Source organism: Streptomyces sp. NPDC045026 (assembly GCF_056432625.1).
In genome coordinates this window covers 135,124-153,951 of record NZ_JBWKIS010000022.1, presented here as the reverse complement: position 1 = coordinate 153,951, position 18,828 = coordinate 135,124, and the positions used below count along the sequence as shown (strand labels likewise).

Sequence of the window (18,828 nt, the reverse complement as noted above, 5' to 3'; positions counted from 1 at the left end):
TCCACACCTACAACCACCACCGATGCCACACCGCACTCGCAGGCAAGCCCCCCATCAGCCGCGCAAACAACGCTTCAGGGCAATACACCTAGCCCGCGTGCCGCCACAGCGTCATGTCCGTGGACAGAAAGGCGATGTCCGGCATCGCGGTCGACTTCGTCTGGATCACGAGCAGCGCGATGTCTCCGTTGCGGTGCCGGACGCAGATCTCGGTGCCCGACGCCGCCGCGGCGAGCGGGAGGTGATGCTCCGTCTGGCCTTTGGTGAGGCTGCGGCACTCGTCGAGATCCGCGCCCGGCTCGCCGAAGATCATGGTGAAGACGCTGGTGTCGCTGTCCAGCGCGCAGCCGTCGTCCTTCGCGCAGGTGAAACGGATGTCCCCCGCGCGGTCCTTGCGCTGGAACGGTTCCCTGAAGCTCAGTGAGTCCTTCGCGTCCAGCCACTGCCCGGAGTGGGGCTCGCCCCGCACCCGCCCGGCCGTGGTGGGGGTGTCGCCCGCCGTGGCCCCCGTCTTGTCCGTTTCCTCGTCGGCTCCGGTGCCGTCTGCCCCCGACGCCTTCCCCGCTCCCTGGGCCGACGCCGATGCCGACGCCGACGCGCTCTTCGAGCCCTTTGGATCGGCCCCTGCCGACGTGCCCGTACGATCCGAGCCCGTGTCCGCCCGGTCGCGGAACGCGCCCGTCGCGTCCATGACCGTCCACGCCAGAACCGAGAGGACCACCACGGCCGCCGTCACGGCCACGCCCACGGCCAGCCTGGCCCCGCGTCTTCGTGACGCCGCCTCGCCCGAGCCCGTCGGCGCCGCCCATGGGTCGCGCGCCTGCCACGGCTGCGCGGCGTCCAACGGCAGCGTGTGTACCGGCGTCGGGACGGGCACCGGCGGCGGCACCGTCACCTCCGGCCCCATGACCTCGCGCCAGACGGTCGGCCCCGCGCCCGCGTCGGCATCCTCGCCCAGCTGCTGCCGGCACCACTCCACGACCTCGGCGAGGGTGGCTCGTTCCGCCGGATCGGCGGCCAGGCAGCGGGCGATCAGCGGACGGAGTCGAGCGGGCAGCAGCGACAGATCGGGCTCGGAGTGCACGATCCGGTACAGCACGCTGACCGCGGGACCATCCCCGTACAGCGGCTCACCGAGGGCCGCGAACGCCGCGGTCTGGCCGAGCGCGAACACGTCGGTCGCCGCCGTGACCTCGCCCGCGGAGGCCTGCTCGGGAGCCATGAACTGGGGTGTGCCGACGGTGGACCCGGTGGCGGTGTACGAACTGACGCCCGCGGCCAGCGAGATACCGAAGTCGATCACGCGCGGTCCGTCGGACGCGAGCAGGACGTTCGACGGCTTCAGGTCGCGGTGCACGATCCCCGCGCCGTGGATGGCCTGGAGCGCCTCGGCGACTCCGGCCATCAGCCACAGCACCGCGGGCACCGGCAGCCCTCCGCCCCGGCCGACGGCTTCCGCCAGCGAGGGTCCGGGAACGTACAGCGTGGCCAGCCAGGGCGGTGCGCCGTCTGCGTCGCCGTCGATCAGCTCCGCGGTGTACGCGCCCTTGACCCGCCGGGCGGCCTCCATCTCCCGGCGGAAACGCCGCCGGAAGTCGGGGTCGTCGGCCAGTTCGGGCCGGACGACCTTGATCGCCACGGGTCGGCCGCCCTGCGTATGTGACAGATAGACCCGTCCCATGCCGCCTGCGCCGAGCCGCGCGGCCAGCCGGTAACCGGCCACCACGGCCGGATCGTCCGCCTGCAGCGGCTCGAACACCTCATGCGCGTCGCACGTCGCCACTCGTCACCCCCCTGATCCCCGGGATCACCTGATCCCGGATCCCCTGGCCTTCTGGCCCCCTGGCCCCCTGGTCAACAAGCGAGTTGCTGCTGACCGACGGCAGTAGCCTAAGCCGTCCCCGCCCCTGGGGGATCTACCTGTCGCGGTGGCTTTCGGCTCGCACGCCCGGGGTGCGGCTGGCTCATTCACGTCGAGGTCGCCAAATGTCGTCGACGGTTCCGGGAACGTAGCGGGAACGTAGTCGGAGCCGCCGCCACTGGACAGATGTGCGGAGCTGGTCCACTCTTCTCGTCCGTGATCACCCCTTCCCAATCCCCTGAGCCCAGCGCGGGCGCCCGCTCGCGGCAGTTCGAAGCCATCGCCGCCGTGGCGGAGCAGACGGCCGCCCTGCTGCGGTCGTGCGCGGACACCGCGGTGCCCATCCCTGGTGCGCAGTGGACCGTCGGCGAGGCCGCCGCCCACCTGATGGTGGCCAACGAGCTGATGGTCGGCCTCGCCGAGGGCCGCCAACTGCCGTACGGCGACGGCACCCCGGAGAGCCTCGCCGAGGCCAACGCCGCCTCCCTCGCCGCCTTCACCGAGCGCGACGGCGCCGTGCTGGCGGACGGCATCGTCCGTCACGCTCAGGCGTTCAACGAGGCGGCCTGTCTGCGCCCCGCGGACGAACCGACGCTCACCCCGCTGGGCCCCATGGACCTGGCGACCCTCGGCTCGTACCTGCTGACCCACATACTCGGCCACGGCTACGACATCGCCGTCGCGTTGCGCCGTCCCCACATGGTCGACCGTGAACGCGTCGAACTGACCCTGCCGTTCCTCACCTTGGCGATGCCCCGGGTCGTCGACAAACGGGCCGCGGCCGGCCATGACGGCTGCTACGAGCTGCGCGTGCGCGGCGGCTCCCGCTTCGCGGTGACCTTCGCCGACGGCGTCGCGACCGTGAGCGCCGAGCCACCGCGCCGTCCTGACTGCACGATCGAGGCCGAGCCGGTCACGTTCTTCCTGCTGGCGCTGGGCCGGTGCAGCCCGACGCGGGCCATCGCGCGCGGCAAGATCCTCGCTTGGGGGCGCAAGCCCTGGCGCGCCCCGGGCTTCCCCACCCTGTTCAGGGCGCCGTAGCGGGTGCCCGTGCCCGTACGGGAGTCGCTGCGGCGGCACCGCCCGTTTTTGTTGCTCAGGTCTTACTCAACTCTCTTCATCCCAGGCCGGATCACAGCGATGATCACTCCAACGAAGACATCGAGTGGCGAAGCGTGGACCGACCGCCGCCCGGTCGCCGAAGCGCAATCATGGGGGAGCGGAAATGGCGAAAGCAGTGCGGGCCTCGTTGGGGGAGATGTGGATCACATGCCAGGTCTGCAAGAGCGATCTCTTCCGTGAGCGAGGCGTCAAGCTCAACAGCACTGGTGGGGAGCTGTTCAATCTGGCCTGGGCCGATGAGACCGCGACGGGGCTGATCTGCTGGCGATGCGGCTTCGTGCACCTCTTCGTGAATCGAGAGATCCAGTTGCACCGCGTCAAGGACTGAGCGATGACTGACGTGCCGGCCATGCCGTGGCTCGCCGGCCAGTCAGTCGGTGGCGTGGCGGGGTGCCTTCTGCGGGATCGGGATGCAGAAGAGCGCAAGGGCGGCGGCCGTCAGGTACGCGGCCGCACCGATGGCCATGCTCGTCCGCAGCCCGGCGGTGAAGTTGCCCGCGGCGGCCAGCAGGGAGCCTCCCAGCGCGACGCCTGCGGCACTGCCAATCTGGCGGGTGGTGTTGAACAGGGCGGAGGCGGTGCCGGAGAACTCGTCCGGGGCGGCGGCCATCACGGTGGTGGTTGACCCGGTGAGGGCGAAGGACGTCCCGAAGCCCGCCGCCATCATCGGCGCGACGAGCAGTGCGTAGTCCGGGTTCGGTCCGGCCGCGGCCCAGCCGGCCAGGCCTGCCGCTCCGAGGAGCATGCCGGTGACCACAAGCGGGCGGTGTCCCGTGCGGCGTGCCAGTCGCCCGGACAGGACGGAGGCGAACATCGTCATCGCCACCGCCGGGAAGAGGGCGAGCCCGGTGCGCAGCGCGGTCAGGCCGCGCTGATGCTGGAAGTACAGACTGGCGGTGAAGACCATGCCGTAGAAGGCGAAGTTGAACAGCATGCCGATGGTCGCTGCCCCGCTCATCGGGCGGGAGCGCAGTAGACGCAGGGGCAGCACGGGGGTGCGGGCCAGGTGCTCGCGCAGGACGAACGCGGCGGCTGCCAGCACGCACAGGCCGGCCCCGGTCAGGATCAGTGGGTCCGCCCAGCCGCGTCGTCCGGCCTCGTTGAGTACGGCGGTCAGCAGGGCCACCATCGCGATGATCGCGCACTGGGCCGGCCAGTCCACGGGGCGGTCCGTCCGCCGGACCGAAGCGGGCACGCGGCGCAGCGTGAGCAGCAGGCAGGCGCATCCGACGGGCAGGTTGATGAAGAACACCCAGCGCCAGCCCACGGTCGTGACCAGGAGACCGCCCAGGAGGGGGCCGGCGGAGGCGGCGATGCCTGCCATGGAGCCCCACAGGCCGAAGGCCCGGGAGCGCTCGACGGGTGAGGGGTACGCCTCTTGGAGGAGAGCGAGGGAGGGGGGCACGATCAGCGCCGCACCGAGTCCTTCCAGCAGCCGGGCGGCGACCAGAGTCCCGGTGCTCGGGGCCAGCCCGCAGCCCGCCGAGGCGACGGTGAACACCGCTACCCCGGTGCAGAAGATCCGGCGGTTGCCCAGCCGGTCCCCGAGCGCACCGCCGGTGAGCAGCAGGCCGGCGAAGATCAGGGTGTAGCTGTTGGTGATCCACTGGATCCCGGTCAGTGAGGTCGACAGGTCCCGCCCCATCACCGGAACGGCGACGTTGATGACGGTCACGTCCAGGATGACCATGAAGTAGCCCGCGCAGACCGCGAGCAGCGGGGCCAGGGGCCGGCCCGAAGCCGCAGACCTGTCCGGTCCACAGCCCTGAGGGCCGCCGCTACGCATCATGGCGACACGTTATTTCAGGAACGCGCCTCCCTCGGCAGCCCACGGCCGTGTCAAGCTCTCACGCTGAACCGCTTCGTCAGGAGTGCGATTCGGGACGGCCGCGGGGCCGGGCCACCCTGGCCCGTGGGGTCAGGCATCGCCCGGCCCCTGCCAGGGTGGCCTCGCCTCGCCTCGCCTTGCTGCGTCCGTCAGGAGATTCGGACGAGGTGGGATGCGGTCTAGTACGGGCCGTTCACGTTGTCGATCGAGCCGTACCGGGCGGCCGCGTAGTGGCAGGCAGCGGTGATGTTGGCGACCGGGTCGTAGCTGTCCATCGACGTGCCGGGCACGTGGTAGGCGGCGAACGTGGGGGCGATGACCTGCAGGAGTCCCTTGGACGGGGTTCCGGCGAGAGCGTTGGAGTCCCAGTTGTTGATGGCCATCGGGTTGCCGGAGGACTCGCGCATGACGTTGCGGTGGATGCCCTCGTAGGAGCCGGGGATGCCATGCTGGGCCATGATGTCGAGCGACTCCTTGATCCAGCCGTCGAGGTCGTTCGTGTAGGACTTCTTCGCCGGGGCGACGGCGGGCTTGGCGGTGAGCGTGGTCGTGCGCTCGGAGCGGTCCGCCCGCTCGGCGGACGCCCTGGCGGCGGCCGGCTTCTGCGCGGACTCGGCCGGGCCCTTCTTGCCGAGGGTGAGCTTGACGCCGGGGTGGATCAGCTTCGGGTCGTCGCCGAGGACGCTGCGGTTGTCGTCGTACAGCTTCTTCCACCCGCCGCTCAGGGAGTGGTCTCGGGCGATCTTGGAGAGGGAGTCTCCCGCGACGACGACGTAGCTCGTCTGGGCCGCGGCGGGCTTGGCCGCCGTGTCGGCCTGCGCCGCGCTGGCGGCGGTCGCGCCGAGCAGCGGGAGAACGAGCACAGCCCCGCCCGTGCCTGCTGCGGCGAGGCCCCGGGTGAGCGAGCTGGACTTGGGGCGGCGGTGCTTTCCCTGTGCAGCCATGACGAATTCCTCTCCGTCGCCTACGAGGTGAGCTGTCGGGTTCGGACGGGAGACGTCCGGCCGCACTGTGAATGCGACTTCACCCCGAGCCGTTCCGGAATCCGGATCAGCGACTTACCTGGGTTCCCCGCTCCTGCCGTGCGTGCGTGAGTGAGTGGGAGTTTCCGGACAGCGGCAGGATTCGGCGTTCCATCCGGATTGGCCGTGACGTTAGGCGAGAAAGCCCGGACGGAACAAGACCAAAATTTGAATAGGGAATGCGCGAGGTCGGTTCCTGGCGGCCGGAACACTGCGCCCTCTTTGATCGAAAAGCCCAACTCTCTTTGCGTGGAACGGAAGTCCGCTCGGCCGGCCCCGGGGGCCAAGGTGGTCGGCGTGACCCATTTCACTGAATGGGATGCGGGTTGGAATGCGGCTCGACGGAGATGCCGGAGCGTGATGTTTCGCGTGAATGCCGGGCAATGCGGTCAGTCTTTGTATATGTCGTTAATAATGCGAAGAAGTATCATTCATGCGCAAACATGGACATATCGAGGAGTGGGCATTTCGTGTCAAACTGGACATATGTCCATCAATGCTGGCCTGGCCGCGTCCGGACCTTCCTCTGCACGCACCGTTGAGGCACTCGCTGCGGCCGATGGTCGGCAGGCCCTCTCGGGTCAGTGGAATGTGGAGTTCCTAGTTCCTGCTCGAGTGCATCCCGGATGGCGCGATTCGTCGACGGCTGGGTGGCGCCTGGTGATTCCTCGACCGTGAGCTGATGCCCGGCGTTCCCAAGTGGTCGGGTCCATTGGGCGGCCTTGCCGGCGGGCGAGTTGAGTTCTCTGCGGACAGGTCAACGATGGTCACAGGGCTAAAGATTGATGGTCCAACCGCCAGTCCCGAAGGCGAAGGACGCCTCGAATCAGGGTCTTGGCAGTTCCGTCGAGACCGATCCCGATAGTGACGGGACGTCAATTAGGGACCGGAACGCACCATCGGATAATTCAATTGATCCCACTCACTGAAACGCGAGAGGGAGCGGGAGCGTCACTATCGACGGCTCGCTCACGGCCTTCCTCGTCGCCGTGCTCAGCGGCCGGCTTCCCGTCCCGCTCAACAGAGCCTGACCGAAGGCACGCCGCCGTACCTGCCAGGGCGCACTGCCGGCAATCCCACCCATCGGGAAAGCGCCATGGCCGTCGTCCTGCCTCCGGCCCATACTCGTCTCCCGCCGGCTGACAGGGGCGGGGCGGCACCGACGTGCTGATCCCCGTCCACCACGAGGACACGCACGCGCGCACGGCCGCCGACTGGCGCATCGTCACCCGCGCCGTTCACCTGCTCTGGTACGAGCGCCGTGCCTTCCCGGCTGCCGGCGCACAACCACCGGCAACCCACCACATCCAAGGGACGAGATGCCGAACACGCAGAACAGCACCACGCAGAACACGACCACACAGAACAGATGGGACCAGGAGTGCGACGTCCTGGTGGCCGGTTCCGGCGGTGGCGCGCTCACCGGCGCGTACAGCGCGGCGGTCCGTGGACTGGACACCCTGGTCATCGAGAAGACCGGCTACTTCGGCGGCACCACCGCCTACGCAGGCGCCGGCCTGTGGCTGCCGGGCAATCAGGCCCAGGAGCGGGGCGGTGTGGCGGATTCCGCCGACCTTGGTCGCGCGTACTTCCGTGGGGTGGTGGGCGACGCCACCCCGCATGAGCTGCAGGACGCCTACCTCGACCACGCCGGAGAGACGGTCGCCTTCCTCGAGGGCAACGCGCACGTGCGATTCGAGTACCGCGCCTTCCCCGACTACTACGCCGCACCCGGCCGCTTCGAGGCGGGCCGCGCTGTGTTCCCCGTGGACCTGCCGGCGCCCGAGGCGCCGCACGCACTTCTCGGCGCGGTACGGCCACCGGCGTGGGCCGAACGGTTCGGTCTGCCCATGCCTGACGGCCCGCTCACCGACGGCCGTGCCTTGATCGGTCGCCTGCTGCTCGCGCTGGAGTCCACCGGGCACGGCCGCACCCTGCGGCACACCGCCCTGCGACGGCTGATCGTCGAGGGCGACCGCGTGGTCGGTGCCGAGGCCGAGCAGGACGGCGGCACTGTGCGGATCCGCGCCCGCCGGGGAGTGCTGCTCGCCGCGGGCGGCTTCGAGGCCAACGCCGAGCTGCGACGCCAGTGGCAGAACCTGCCCGGTGCCGACTGGACGATGGGCGCACCTGGAGGCAACACCGGAGACGCGATCACCGCGGCGGCCGAGGCCGGAGCCGCCACCGCTCTGCTCGACGAGTCGTGGTGGTGCCCGTCGTTGCGCTTCCCCGACGGTTCGGCCGCCTTCACCCTCGGCCTGCATGGCGGGATCTTCGTCGACGGCTCCGGCCGCCGGTTCGCGAACGAGTCGCTGCCGTACGACCGGATGGGCCGTCAGATGCTGGCCGCCAAGGCCGGAACCACGCACGACAACCCGGTCTGGTGGGTCTTCGACGGACGGTTCGGCGACGAACTGCCCGGGATTACGGTGGTGCCCGCCGACCGGAAGGCCTTCACCGAGGCCGGGCTGTGGCGCACCGCTGACACGCTGTACGGCCTCGCCGAGCGAATAGGTGTCGACGCCGGAGCCCTGCGGACCACCGTGCAGACGTTCAACAGCTACGCAGCCGACGGCGTCGACGCGGACTTCCATCGTGGAGAGGACCCGTACGACCGCTTCTTCGCCCAGGGCGACGCGGTCAACCCCTGCCTGGTGCCGATCGAGGAGGGCCCGTTCCACGCGGTGCAGATCGTCCTCGGCGACCTGGGCACGAAGGGCGGTGTACGGACCGACGCCCGGGCCCGGGTGCTGCGCGAGGACGGCAGCGCGGTCCCCGGTCTGTACGCGGCGGGCAACACCACCGCCTCCGTCTCCGGCCCCGTCTATCCGGGGCCCGGAGTACCCATCGGCTCCGCCATGGTCTTCGGGCACATCGCCGCCTCGGACATGGTGCAACAGCGGGCGGTGGCCCGGTGATCGGGAACGCCGCCCGCGTGGCCGTCCACGCCGGCCGCCACAGCACCCGTACGCGATCGCGTATTCCGGTTCCGTGAGGAGAAGTTGATGGAATGCGCTCTGGTGCTCCACGTCCCACGGTGACGCGGTGACGTTCTTGCCGTCGGAGCAGTCCGGGGTCATCACCGGGACGACCCTGCGGGGGTGGACCGCGGGATCCTCGCGGCGCCGGGCTGGTTCCGGCGTGACGAGGAGTGCTTCACCAACATGCCCCGTCCGCTGCGGTGAACGGCCGACGCGGCTGACGGGGCGGGCCGCGTCCTGCCTGCCCGCCCACGCCAGTGCTACCGGTTCAGCGCCGCGCTGCGTCCTGCCCTGCGGCCGAAGAAGCTGCCGTCGCCGAGCGACGCACCGCTCGCGTACCCCCAGGAGGCGATGCCCGCCGTGGCCCGGCCCGCCGCGTACAGCCCGGGGATCGGCTCCCCGTTCACATGCAGCACCTCGGCGTCCGTGCCGGTGGTCAGTCCACCGAGGGCGAAGCCCGAGGTCATGCCCCGCAGGTCGACCGCGCCCAGCGGGCCGCGCAGCGGCCGCAGCCAGCGGGCGGCCTTGTGCAGCAGCGGGTCCCGGCCCTCCTCGGCATGCCGGTTGTAGACCTCCAGCGTCGCCTCCAGGGCACCGGGCGGCAGCCCCATCTCGGCGGCCACCTCGGCCGCCGTCTCGCACACCCAAGTCGGCCTCAGCTGGAGGGAGTCCGGTGCGGAGGAGGCTTTGCGGGCCTCCTCGAACCCCTGCTCGTCGAGGACGAGGAACGTCTGGTTGTCCTGCTGGAAGAGTGCGGCCTGACCGATCCGCCCGGGGTACGTGTCCTCGTTGATGAATCGCTGTCCCCGGCCGTTGACCATCATTCCGCGGATCAGGTACTGCGGGTCCATGTGGAGCGCGACCTCGCAGGCGTCCATGTGCGCGACCCCCGCGCCCAGCGCCTGAGCGAGTCGGACCGCGATGCCGTCGTGCTCCTCGACCGCCGAGCCGGGACGGTCGAGGAGCAGTGGGGCGTGTGCCGCCAGCATGCCCTCGTTGTAGGTGAAGCTCCCGGTTGCCAGGACCACGCCGCGCCGGGCTCGTATGGTGATCCGCTCGCCGTAACCGCGCGCGACCACTCCGCACACCCTGCCGTCCTGCCCGACCACCAACTGCTCGATGCGCGAGCCGTATCGGGCCTTGACGCCGAGCCGTTCGGCGGTCTCCACCAAGGGCTTCATCAGCATGTATCCGCCGCCGCGTTCGCCGGTGCGCTTGTTCTCCATCCGCGGGAGGTGCCCACGCGGCGCGGGCTGGGCGATCTCGTCAAAGGGGTGCGCGTTCTCGCCGCCGGAGTACATCAGCCCCTCGTCGGCGGCGGGTTCCCAGGCGGGCTCGCCGTAGAAGACGGGCTTGAACGGCACACCGCACTCGACCAGCCAGTCGAAGTGCGCGACGCTGCCCTCGCAGTACGCGGAGATCTTCGCTGCGTCGCTGCCCGGCCCCATCGCGGCCATCAGGAACGCGGACATCGCCTCGGGGGAGTCGTCGAACCCGCAGGCACGCTGCAGTGCGGTACCGCCGCCCAGGTAGATGAAGCCACCGGCAAGCGCCGCGGCCCCGCCCCAGCCGCCGGCCCGCTCGAGGACCAGAACCTCGGCCCCCGCAGTGGCGGCCTCCACGGCGGCCGCGGCTCCGGCCACGCCGTACCCGGCGACCACCACGTCCGTGGTGAGGTCCCAGGTGCCGATCTCCGTTGCTGCGCACGGTCTCATGCCGTCGTCCTCTCGCCTCGGGGAAGGAAGGCAGGAGCGTAGAGCGGCCGCTCGCCACCGCACACGCCGCAGGTCCCGGTGAGCGGGAAAACGGCCGGCACAGGGCGAAGCAAGCCGAGTCCCCACGCTTGACGGCCCGCGGCGGGAGGTCGCCGCGAAGGTGGAACCGGTGAGCGGTCCGTGTGGGTAGCCCCAGGTCAGGGTGAAGTCGGTGGATGTGCCGTCGGCGTACTCGGCGTACTGGACCCGGGCGGTGCCGGAGGGCGAGCCGTGGCCGTCGAGGGAGGCGATGCCGAGGCCGGTGCCGAGGTCGGTGCCTTGCGTAGCTGAAGAAGGTACGCCGCAGTCAGCGCAACGGCACGGTCCTCGTCACCCGACAGCTCCACGAGGGCACGTGACGCCGTCTTTCCCGGGACGGCGGCCAGCGCCTGAGTCACCCGTCCGCGTGCTGCCGCTTCAGTGGTGTCGTGGGTGAGGCGGTCGACGAGCCAGGTCGCGATCTGATCGGCCGTCGCGGTGTCGCTCGCCAGCACGCTCAGTGCGTCGGCTGCGTCGACATCGTTCTTTCCGTCCACGATCATGTCGATGAGCACCGGGACCGCGTCGGCCACGCCACGTGTCCCGAGCGCCAGAGCCGCACACCTGCGGACCACGACGTCGGAGTTCGCGAGGGCCTGCCGCAGCCGCGCGGTGGCCTCACCGCCGGTCATCTCGGCGAGGGATCGAACGGCACGTTCCCGCACCGCGGCCACCGGTGAGCCGAGGCCCTCCGCCAGCAGTGCCGGGCCGCCGTCGCCCGATCGCGCCAGCGCCCAGCGAATGGCTCCGGCGACGTTCGGCTCCGTCTCGCTCAGTGCCGCCTCGACCAGAGCCCCCACCGGGACGGGAACCTCCACCGCGGAGAGAGCCGCGCGCTGGCGTGCGTCGGCGCTCGTCGAGCCCAGTGCCTGGAGGAGCGCGACGACCTGAAGGACGTCCTCCCAGTCGGCGGGATTCGCGGCATCGATCCGGCGCAGCCGCGTGAGCAACTCGGTCTCGGCCGCGATGCGTTCGCGTGTCTGACCGATGAGGTCGCCGACGAGCGCCGAGGGCGTGAAGCCGGAATCGTCGAGCGCGCGCCCGATCTCACGCAGCGACAGCCCCAGCGACCGCAGGCTCTCGATGTGGAAGATCCGCCGGATGTCCTCCCCGTCGTACTCCCGATAACCGGAGCCCGTACGACCGGAAGGTCGTATTAGGCCCAGCGACTCGTAGTGCCGGAGCATGCGGGCACTGACCCCGGACCGTCGCGCCACCTCACCGATCAACACGTCTTATCGTCCCTCCTGGCCGGACCCGCCGAGGGCCACTACGCGCTTCGCCTCCTCGATCGCGAACTCGAATCCGGTGTCCGGATCGCGCAGCAGCCGTTGTGTGGCGAGCGCGTGCGCACGCACGCGCGGGTCAGGGACCATCGTCGCAGCACGCAGAGCCGGCGCGATTGCTTCACCCAGCGCGACCAGTGCCCGGCTGAGACTCAGCTGCGTCTCCCGCTCACCGCGCCCGAGCTGCGTCGCCAGCGCCGCGGCCAAGGCGGGCTCCTCGCCTTCCGGTACGAGTACGACCGCGGCCCGCCAGGCGCTCCGCGCCACCTCGTCGTCGGCGTCGGACAACAGCGTCCGTGTGATCGCCGGCCAGGCCTGCCGGTCTCCGATCTTGGACAGCGTGTGCAGCGCCTGGCTCCGTGCCTGCGCACGCTCCGAGCGGACCTCGCGGACCAGCCCGGGAAGCGTCAAGGACACCGGATGGCGGGTGAGCGCCCAGGTCAGCATGTCGCGGACGAAGAACTCGGGCTCGATCGCGCTTCGCTCGACGAGCTTGTCGACGAAGCGCGGGTCAGGCGCCGTGCCGACGGCCAGCGCAGCCCGCAGTCGCACGGACGAGCGGCCGTCCTCCAGCCCTTGGAGCGCTCGAATCGCATCCATGGTCTGTCCTGTGATCGTCATCGAGACCACCTCCTGGCATGCAGTGAAAGCCTTGTCACCGTGTCAAGGTCAAAGAGGGCCCGCTGCGCGATCACCAGTCAGGGGGGATGACTTCGGTGGAGATCGCCGGTCACTGGGCGAAGCTGAGCCTTCGGCTCGGTCAGTCGGGCCGACCACGGGCCTCAGGCGCCCCTCCTCTACGCTCGGTGATCGACGCGGCGGCCGCCGTGAACGGGAGCGACGGGGGAGATCGTGATGGGTGAGGGCCGGCGCAGACTGTGGCAGACGTTGGCCGTGGGCGGGATCGGACTGAGCCTGTACGCGGGCATGCTGACCGTCGACGACATCCGCGACCGGGCTTCCAGCGAGCGCGACATCGCCGCGGCCTGCGACCACCTGGTGTCGGGGGCGCAGGTGATGGATCTGCAGGGCGGCATGGTCCGAGCTGAGTCCAGCGACTATGACGAGTACCGGCTCGATGCACGGCATCGGAGCGCCTGCACCATCTACAAGGTGAGCGGCTCGAACAGGACCAGCGACCTGTTCCGGCTGATCGTCGAGAGCAGCGACGATTCCGAGCCGGTGAACGTGATCGGCGACAGGGGCTCCCCGTTCAGCACGTTCGACGGCTACCAGCCGAAGGACGACGTCACCGCGGTCGCCGACCGCGAGCCTGAAGCGCGGCCGCTGGGCGACGGCACGCTGGGCTCGTACACGAACTTCCGCACCACCATCCGTGCCGCATGTGCCCCCAGCAGTAACATGGCGGCGCCTAGGCTGCTGAACGTCACCGCCGTGGCCCGGTACCCGGAGGTCTCCGCCGAGGACCGCCGGCGCCTGGCCCGCATAGCTCGCTCGGCCACGCAGCAGCTCACCCACCGGATCGGCTGCCGGACCCGACTACCGGCCTTGCCCGACCGGATGACCGCGGTCCCCTCGAAGCTGGGCAAGGCCGCCTCGGCCACCGGCTCCTGCCGCTGGGTCGGCCAGTTGGTCAAGGAACGGGGGCAGGGCCGGCTGCCCGACCGCGTTCTGACGATTCCCGCCCGTGAGGCGAACCCCGTCGAAGGCTGCCTGCTGGCGGTCGGCCCCGGCCGGGTCCGAGCCATCGCCGACGGCCTGGACGACGATCAGCGCGACTACGCCGAGGGCGCGCTCACGCACTCGCCCTGGTGGCTGCGCACGGTGTCCTACTTCGGTGCCGAAGCAGAGTCCGTGGGCTACGACGAGGTCGGCGACGACGTGATCCTCAAGCCGGGAACGGCGGGAGCCAAGGAGGGCGCCTGGTGGGCGTCCTCGATCTGCGACGGCAAGCCTGCCCTGCACACCCTCACAGCCGGCCACGTCTACGACGACATCCTTGGCCCCAAGACGCTCAGCTCCCTGTTCCGCGCCTACGTCGACGACATCACCACCCGGCGCGGCTGCACCCACGTCACTTACCCCGCCGCCAAGGACTTCCGCGACTTGTGATCGCCAACTCCCTGGCCGGGGGCGGCCGTGGCTCCGGTCCCTCGGTGCTCAGCTGTGTTCTTCGGCGAGCGAGGGCCTCGGCTGTGCCGGACGCGATCGGCGCCACGCCGTCGCGGGCAGCGGGGTGTGGCCGCGGCGCACGATCTTGCTCACCACGACCATCACGGCGAAGTTGAGCACTCCGCTGATGAGGCCGACATTGACGCCGAAGGTGTCGACATGCCCGTAGTAGAGCACCAGGGCCAAGACCGTGCCGACGATCAGGCCCGCCGACACACCCACCGCGCGGATGCCCCGCATGAAGAAGATGGCCATGGTGCCGGGCACAAGTTGCATGCCGACGTAGTAGAGCAGGTTGAGGATCGTCACGAGCAGTGCCGGCGAGGTGTAGAGGGTCAACAGGATCGACAGGCAGAAGAACAGCACGATCCCGGTACGGACCCAGAACCGCTGCCACCGCTCGGGGATGTTGGGCACGACGTTGCGGCTGATGAGGCCACCCAGGCTGAGACCGCCGAAGGCCAGCACGAAGATCGCCGACACGAACGCGGCTCCGGCGACGAGCCCGACCAGCCAGGGCGGCAGGATTCGGATGGCAGTGGCGATGAAGGCGCTGTTCGGATCCTTCAGGTCCGGCAGCTTGTCCACAGCGAAGTACGTCGCGATGATCAGGAACGGGTACATCAGCATGTAGAGCGGGAACCAGACGTACTGCTTCTTCAGTGCGCGCTCCGACTTCGCGGTGAAGGCGTGCGTGCCTGCCGTCTGAGAGCCGGTGCCGCCCGCCGGAACCATCTGCGCGATGATCGTGGTCAACGTGAACAGGAACGCCGAGGGGGGAACCGACTCGGCGACGAATGCCGGGCGCCGTACGGCGTGCGCCGAGGCGGCGTCGAAGATGTCGCCCACCCCGCCGGTCGCGACGAGGATGGCCGCCACCGCGACGACGAAGATCGCGACGAGCATCAGCGTGTCCTTGAGGGGGGCGAGTGTCGCTTGCTGGCGCATCCCGCCGAACACGACGCACAGGAGCGCCAGCACCGAGGCGATGATCAACGTCAGCGTCGGCGGGATGTCGATGCCTGCGCCCGCGATCGCGTAGGACAGCCCGGCGAAGCTGTACTGCGCGCTGAACAGCGCCGCGAGGAACGTCACGACGAAGATGATGATCTCCAGCGTCCTGCTCCTGAAGTGGCGGCGGAAGACGTCGGCCTGCGTCATCGCGTCGTAGCGTCGCCCCACACGGTTCCAGTAGGGGGCCAGGAAGTACGCCACCGGCCAGGCCAGGACGATGTATCCCAAGAACCACATCGCGTAGCTGAACCCCTTGGCGTACACGCCCGACGGGAAAGCGACCAGCGTGCCGATCGTGTAGAACTCACCTGCCGAGATGAAGAACAGGGTCCAGGTGCCGAATGAGCGGTTGCCGACCAGCAGTTGGCCGACCGTGACTCGCCTGACGCGTAGCGCCCCGACGACGGCGACGAGCACCGCGATCGCGACGATGCCGATGAAGACCGTTGTCTGCATCACCACTCCTCCCCGTCGTCGAACTCCAACTCCTCATGAACCGGGCCGTCGATGACGTACCAGCAGATCGCCAGGCACACGGTCGTCAGCACGAACCAGCCGAAGATCCAGAAGTACAGGAAGGGGAAGCCGAAGATCTTGATCGAGATCCCGTTGAGGAGGAACGGCGCCACGGCGATGCCGAGGAAGGGAATGACGAGTCCGATGAGAACACTGAGAGCGGTGCGCGTTCCTGATGGTCGGGCGGTTCGTGCTGGTGGCATGACGACTCCTCGCTGTGTGCGGGTGCACCCCAGTAGTGGCGTCAGCAGGGTGGGGGGCAAGGTCCAGATCTTCGTCTCGCGGCGGTGCCAGCACCGCTCGCGGCGCACTTCTACGGCGGCTGGATGGCATGCCGGGGCCTTCGGCGGGAAACGGTCTGGTCCCATCCAGCAGAGCCGAACTGGACCTGGCCGGCCAAGGAACCGACGCTGAAACTAACAGTGCTAGTTACCATCGCGCCGGAGCCGACTCTCAACAGCGTGCGCTCATGAACCTCCTCGAAGCGCAGGTAGCTGTTGGCGACGGAGTTGATGTTGCCGATGTCGGTGGAGACCATGACGCGCGGCGGCATGGCACGCTCCGCTGCACTGAGCGACTACCGGGAACGGCTCGACCGCCGCATCGCCTCGCAGGGCATCAACGTCGGCCGCCGTAGGAGACGGCCGGGCGGTCCATGGCCGCGCCCTCTCGTAACGGATTCACCCTGCTGACGGAGTTCGACGACGCAGGCCCCTCATCGGCGCGAAGAAGGAACGGGGCTGCGGCTACGCGCTGCCGACCATCATCGGAGCCAAGGCCGCGGGGACGGCGCCTGGGGCATGAGCATGGGCGAGATCATGACCGCCGTACGACATGACATCCCCGTCACCGCCGTTGTCTTCCACAACCGTCAGTGGGGCGCGGAGAAGAAGAACCAGGTCGACTTCTACAACCGGCGCTTCGTCGCGGGGGAGCTGGAGAACGAGAGCTTCGCCGCCATCGCCGAGGCCATGGGCGCCGACGGCATCGTCGTGGAGAAGCTGTCCGATGTCGGTCCGGCCCTGCAGAAGGCCGTCGACGCCCAGATGAACGAGGGCAGGACGACGGTCATCGAGATCATGTGCACCCGCGAGCTCGGCGACCCGTTCCGCCGCGACGCGCTGTCCAAGCCGGTGCGGTACCTGGAGAAGTACCAGGACTACGTCTGAGGTACCCGAGCCGGCCGGCGCTCGCGCTCCCGCGACCGGCTGTGACTGCGGGGGTCCCGGTCCCGGCTGCCCTGTCAGGGGCCGGGACCCCCGCACCCGGTGCGCCGTGCGCGCCCCTCACGCGCTCGGCGCACCTCCGGATCCCGGACCGCACGCCCGGCGCCCCGCCGGAGCCGACCCCATGTGCCGGCTCCCATGCCTCGCTCCTTCCCTCCGACCCGCCCCGCTCACGCCAAGGGAACAGCCCCATGCTCATCGACCCGCTCGACCCGGCGAGGACCCCCGCAGGACCGGCCGGAGCCGCCGTGCAGCAGCTTCTCGACTCCTGGGCCGAGCGACTGCGGCCCGCTTCCCGCCGCCCCCGCGTCGCCCTGGCCGAGGGAACCGACTCACGGGCGATCTGGGCCGCGGTCCACCTCGCCGAACAGCACGCCATCACCCCGGTCCTGGTCGGCGACCCGGCGCGGATCCGCGCACGCGCGGCCGAACTAGGCATGAAGCTGCCCGATGACCCCGACCGGCTGGACCTGCTCGACCCGGCAGCCCTCGCCGCCGACGACGAGTGCGCCGACACCCTCGGGAAGGCGCTGTCCGCCCGGCGCGGTCTCGCACTCGCCGGGCAGCGCGCGCTGGCCACCGATCCCCTGTACCTCACCGCTACGGCGCTGCGCCTGGGAAAGGTCGACGCGTGCGTCGCCGGGAGCAACCGTCCCACCGCGGACGTCCTGCGGGCCGGACTGTACGTCGTCGGCCTTGCCCCGGGGATCCGCACCCTCTCCAGCAGCTTCCTCATGGTGATGCCCAGCGGTGATCTCCTCGGCTACGGCGACTGCGCTGTCGTCGTCGACCCGACCAGCAGAGAACTCGCCGACATCGCCCTCGCCACCGCCGCCACCTACCGGGCCCTCACCGGCGATCCGCCCCGGGTGGCACTGCTGTCCTTCAGTACCAAGGGCAGCGCATCCCATCCGCAGGTGGACCGGGTGCGCGAGGCACTGAGCCTCGTCCGTGCCACCGCGCCGGACCTGGTCGTCGACGGCGAGCTGCAGTACGACGCGGCGGCCGTCCCGGCGATCGGCCGGTCCAAGGTGCCCGCGTCGAAGCTCGCCGGCCGGGCCAACACCTTTGTCTTTCCCGGCCTGGCTGCGGGCAACATCGGCTACAAGATCGCCCAGTGGACCGGCGGGGCCGCCGCCCTCGGCCCACTGCTCCAGGGACTGGCCGCGCCGCTGCACGACCTCTCGCGCGGCTGTTCCGGATCGGACATCGCGGCCCTTGCCCTGGCAGGCGCCCTGCAGGCGGACGGCGCCCGCGCCCCTCATGCACAGGAGGAAACACCATGCCCCTGACGTCCCCGACCCCTTCTGCCCGCACCGCTTCCCGCGGCGGAATCCGCCTCGCCGTCATCGACATGGCCGGCACGACGGTCACCGACGCGGGCGCTGTCGAGAACGCCTTCGTCCAGGCCCTGCGCCACATGGACGTACCGGAAGGCAGCGCAGCCCACGCACGCATGATGGACCACGTCCGCGCCACCATGGGCGAGTCCAAGATCTCCGTGTTCCGTCACCTCTTCGGCGAGCCGGACGACGCGGACCGGGCGAACGACATCTTCGAGCGGGCCTACGCCGAACTCGTCGCTGCCGGCCACTGCAAGCCGATCCCCGGAGCACAAGAGACGATCGAGGCCCTCCGCGCGTCCGGCATCGCTGTCGTCCTCAACACGGGTTTCTCGCCCGGGACCCGCGACAGTCTGCTGGCTTCCCTCGGCTGGCTGGACCTCGCCGACGAGGTGCTCTCACCGGCCGACGCGGGCCGTGGCCGCCCGTACCCCGACATGGTGCTCACCGCCGTCCTGCGCACCCAGACGCCCTCGGTCCACGACACCGTGGTCGTCGGCGACACTCCGTACGACATCGAGGCGGGCCTGCGCGCCGGAGCGGGGCTGGTCGTCGCCGTGCTGACCGGTGCCCACACTGAACCCGAGCTGCGCGCCGCCGGAGCGCACTACGTCATCGAATCCGTCCGCCGCCTTCCGGAGGTCCTCCAGGGCAGCTGAGCGACACTTCTCTCGCGCGCTCCTGCAACTGGGGCGCAGGCAGC

General features: G+C 70.0%; 16 protein-coding genes and 1 riboswitch. Of the genes, 7 read left to right on the top strand and 9 right to left on the bottom strand.

The window, feature by feature from the left end:
* Positions 1 to 88: 88 nt before the first annotated feature.
* Positions 89 to 1,783 carry a serine/threonine-protein kinase gene (locus AC07EJ_RS34150; RefSeq protein ID WP_478885713.1) on the bottom strand — a complete coding sequence of 565 codons (1,695 nt, stop codon included), beginning with the start codon at positions 1,781 to 1,783 and terminating at the stop codon, positions 89 to 91.
* A 297-nt stretch (positions 1,784 to 2,080) separates the two neighbouring features.
* Between AC07EJ_RS34150 and AC07EJ_RS34145 the strand changes: the two genes are divergently transcribed.
* Positions 2,081 to 2,902, top strand: coding sequence for a maleylpyruvate isomerase family mycothiol-dependent enzyme (locus AC07EJ_RS34145; protein WP_389486613.1), 822 nt, complete (start codon positions 2,081 to 2,083; stop codon positions 2,900 to 2,902).
* 184 nt (positions 2,903 to 3,086) lie between these two features.
* Entirely contained in the window at positions 3,087 to 3,311 is a 225-nt protein-coding gene (locus AC07EJ_RS34140) for a hypothetical protein (protein ID WP_389486500.1), read from the top strand.
* Between the two features lie 42 nt (positions 3,312 to 3,353).
* On the opposite strand, the gene AC07EJ_RS34135 is transcribed toward AC07EJ_RS34140, so the two are convergent.
* A complete protein-coding gene (locus AC07EJ_RS34135) occupies positions 3,354 to 4,769 on the bottom strand; it encodes an MFS transporter (protein WP_478885717.1) in 1,416 nt (471 codons plus the stop codon).
* Positions 4,770 to 4,990: 221 nt separating this feature from the next.
* On the bottom strand, positions 4,991 to 5,755 hold the full coding sequence (locus AC07EJ_RS34130) for a transglycosylase SLT domain-containing protein (protein WP_478885712.1): 765 nt from the start codon (positions 5,753 to 5,755) through the stop codon (positions 4,991 to 4,993).
* Positions 5,756 to 5,757: 2 nt separating this feature from the next.
* A riboswitch (cyclic di-AMP (ydaO/yuaA leader) is annotated at positions 5,758 to 5,926 on the bottom strand.
* Positions 5,927 to 7,152: 1,226 nt separating this feature from the next.
* Here AC07EJ_RS34130 and AC07EJ_RS34125 point away from each other — a divergent pair.
* Positions 7,153 to 8,751, top strand: coding sequence for an FAD-binding protein (locus AC07EJ_RS34125; protein ID WP_478885711.1), 1,599 nt, complete (start codon positions 7,153 to 7,155; stop codon positions 8,749 to 8,751).
* 323 nt (positions 8,752 to 9,074) lie between these two features.
* On the opposite strand, the gene AC07EJ_RS34120 is transcribed toward AC07EJ_RS34125, so the two are convergent.
* The 3 genes from AC07EJ_RS34120 to AC07EJ_RS34110 all read right to left on the bottom strand — a co-directional run bounded on the left by AC07EJ_RS34120 (position 9,075) and on the right by AC07EJ_RS34110 (position 12,514).
* A complete protein-coding gene (locus AC07EJ_RS34120; RefSeq protein WP_478885710.1) occupies positions 9,075 to 10,529 on the bottom strand; it encodes an FAD-dependent oxidoreductase in 1,455 nt (484 codons plus the stop codon).
* Between the two features lie 197 nt (positions 10,530 to 10,726).
* The gene (locus AC07EJ_RS34115; protein ID WP_389486490.1) at positions 10,727 to 11,839 is read right to left on the bottom strand and encodes a HEAT repeat domain-containing protein; all 1,113 of its coding nucleotides are present in this window, start codon (positions 11,837 to 11,839) and stop codon (positions 10,727 to 10,729) included.
* A gap of 3 nt (positions 11,840 to 11,842) precedes the next feature.
* Entirely contained in the window at positions 11,843 to 12,514 is a 672-nt protein-coding gene (locus tag AC07EJ_RS34110; RefSeq protein WP_389486488.1) for a HEAT repeat domain-containing protein, read from the bottom strand.
* Positions 12,515 to 12,748: 234 nt separating this feature from the next.
* Here AC07EJ_RS34110 and AC07EJ_RS34105 point away from each other — a divergent pair, with 234 nt between their 5' ends.
* Entirely contained in the window at positions 12,749 to 13,966 is a 1,218-nt protein-coding gene (locus tag AC07EJ_RS34105) for a hypothetical protein (protein WP_389486486.1), read from the top strand.
* Between the two features lie 48 nt (positions 13,967 to 14,014).
* Here the strand turns inward: AC07EJ_RS34105 and AC07EJ_RS34100 are convergent, their stop codons facing one another.
* The 3 genes from AC07EJ_RS34100 to AC07EJ_RS34090 form a co-directional block, all read right to left on the bottom strand.
* Positions 14,015 to 15,496, bottom strand: coding sequence for a sodium:solute symporter family protein (locus AC07EJ_RS34100; protein WP_478885709.1), 1,482 nt, complete (start codon positions 15,494 to 15,496; stop codon positions 14,015 to 14,017).
* Positions 15,496 to 15,759 carry a DUF3311 domain-containing protein gene (locus AC07EJ_RS34095; RefSeq protein ID WP_389486482.1) on the bottom strand — a complete coding sequence of 88 codons (264 nt, stop codon included), beginning with the start codon at positions 15,757 to 15,759 and terminating at the stop codon, positions 15,496 to 15,498. The genes AC07EJ_RS34100 and AC07EJ_RS34095 overlap by 1 nt, the downstream gene beginning before the upstream one ends.
* 110 nt (positions 15,760 to 15,869) lie before the next feature.
* Entirely contained in the window at positions 15,870 to 16,109 is a 240-nt protein-coding gene (locus tag AC07EJ_RS34090) for a hypothetical protein (RefSeq protein WP_389486480.1), read from the bottom strand.
* A 187-nt stretch (positions 16,110 to 16,296) separates the two neighbouring features.
* Between AC07EJ_RS34090 and AC07EJ_RS34085 the strand changes: the two genes are divergently transcribed.
* The 3 genes from AC07EJ_RS34085 (at position 16,297) to AC07EJ_RS34075 (ending at position 18,784) form a co-directional block, all read left to right on the top strand.
* Entirely contained in the window at positions 16,297 to 16,725 is a 429-nt protein-coding gene (locus tag AC07EJ_RS34085; protein ID WP_478885716.1) for a thiamine pyrophosphate-dependent enzyme, read from the top strand.
* 248 nt (positions 16,726 to 16,973) lie between these two features.
* Positions 16,974 to 18,074 carry a phosphate acyltransferase gene (locus tag AC07EJ_RS34080; protein ID WP_389486476.1) on the top strand — a complete coding sequence of 367 codons (1,101 nt, stop codon included), beginning with the start codon at positions 16,974 to 16,976 and terminating at the stop codon, positions 18,072 to 18,074.
* Positions 18,065 to 18,784 carry a phosphonatase-like hydrolase gene (locus AC07EJ_RS34075; RefSeq protein ID WP_478885708.1) on the top strand — a complete coding sequence of 240 codons (720 nt, stop codon included), beginning with the start codon at positions 18,065 to 18,067 and terminating at the stop codon, positions 18,782 to 18,784. Before AC07EJ_RS34080 ends, AC07EJ_RS34075 begins: the two co-directional genes overlap by 10 nt.
* Positions 18,785 to 18,828 lie beyond the last annotated feature (44 nt).

What these genes read in the sequence shown, in the direction of transcription:
- AC07EJ_RS34140 (WP_389486500.1), top strand. Translation starts at nt 3,087, where the DNA reads ATGGCGAAAGCAGTGCGGGCCTCGTTGGGGGAGATGTGGATCACATGC.
- AC07EJ_RS34135 (WP_478885717.1), bottom strand. Translation starts at nt 4,769, where the DNA reads ATGCGTAGCGGCGGCCCTCAGGGCTGTGGACCGGACAGGTCTGCGGCT.
- AC07EJ_RS34130 (WP_478885712.1), bottom strand. Translation starts at nt 5,755, where the DNA reads ATGGCTGCACAGGGAAAGCACCGCCGCCCCAAGTCCAGCTCGCTCACC.
- AC07EJ_RS34125 (WP_478885711.1), top strand. Translation starts at nt 7,153, where the DNA reads ATGCCGAACACGCAGAACAGCACCACGCAGAACACGACCACACAGAAC.
- AC07EJ_RS34120 (WP_478885710.1), bottom strand. Translation starts at nt 10,529, where the DNA reads ATGAGACCGTGCGCAGCAACGGAGATCGGCACCTGGGACCTCACCACG.
- AC07EJ_RS34110 (WP_389486488.1), bottom strand. Translation starts at nt 12,514, where the DNA reads ATGACGATCACAGGACAGACCATGGATGCGATTCGAGCGCTCCAAGGG.
- AC07EJ_RS34105 (WP_389486486.1), top strand. Translation starts at nt 12,749, where the DNA reads ATGGGTGAGGGCCGGCGCAGACTGTGGCAGACGTTGGCCGTGGGCGGG.
- AC07EJ_RS34100 (WP_478885709.1), bottom strand. Translation starts at nt 15,496, where the DNA reads ATGCAGACAACGGTCTTCATCGGCATCGTCGCGATCGCGGTGCTCGTC.
- AC07EJ_RS34095 (WP_389486482.1), bottom strand. Translation starts at nt 15,759, where the DNA reads ATGCCACCAGCACGAACCGCCCGACCATCAGGAACGCGCACCGCTCTC.
- AC07EJ_RS34090 (WP_389486480.1), bottom strand. Translation starts at nt 16,109, where the DNA reads ATGCCGCCGCGCGTCATGGTCTCCACCGACATCGGCAACATCAACTCC.
- AC07EJ_RS34080 (WP_389486476.1), top strand. Translation starts at nt 16,974, where the DNA reads ATGCTCATCGACCCGCTCGACCCGGCGAGGACCCCCGCAGGACCGGCC.
- AC07EJ_RS34075 (WP_478885708.1), top strand. Translation starts at nt 18,065, where the DNA reads ATGCCCCTGACGTCCCCGACCCCTTCTGCCCGCACCGCTTCCCGCGGC.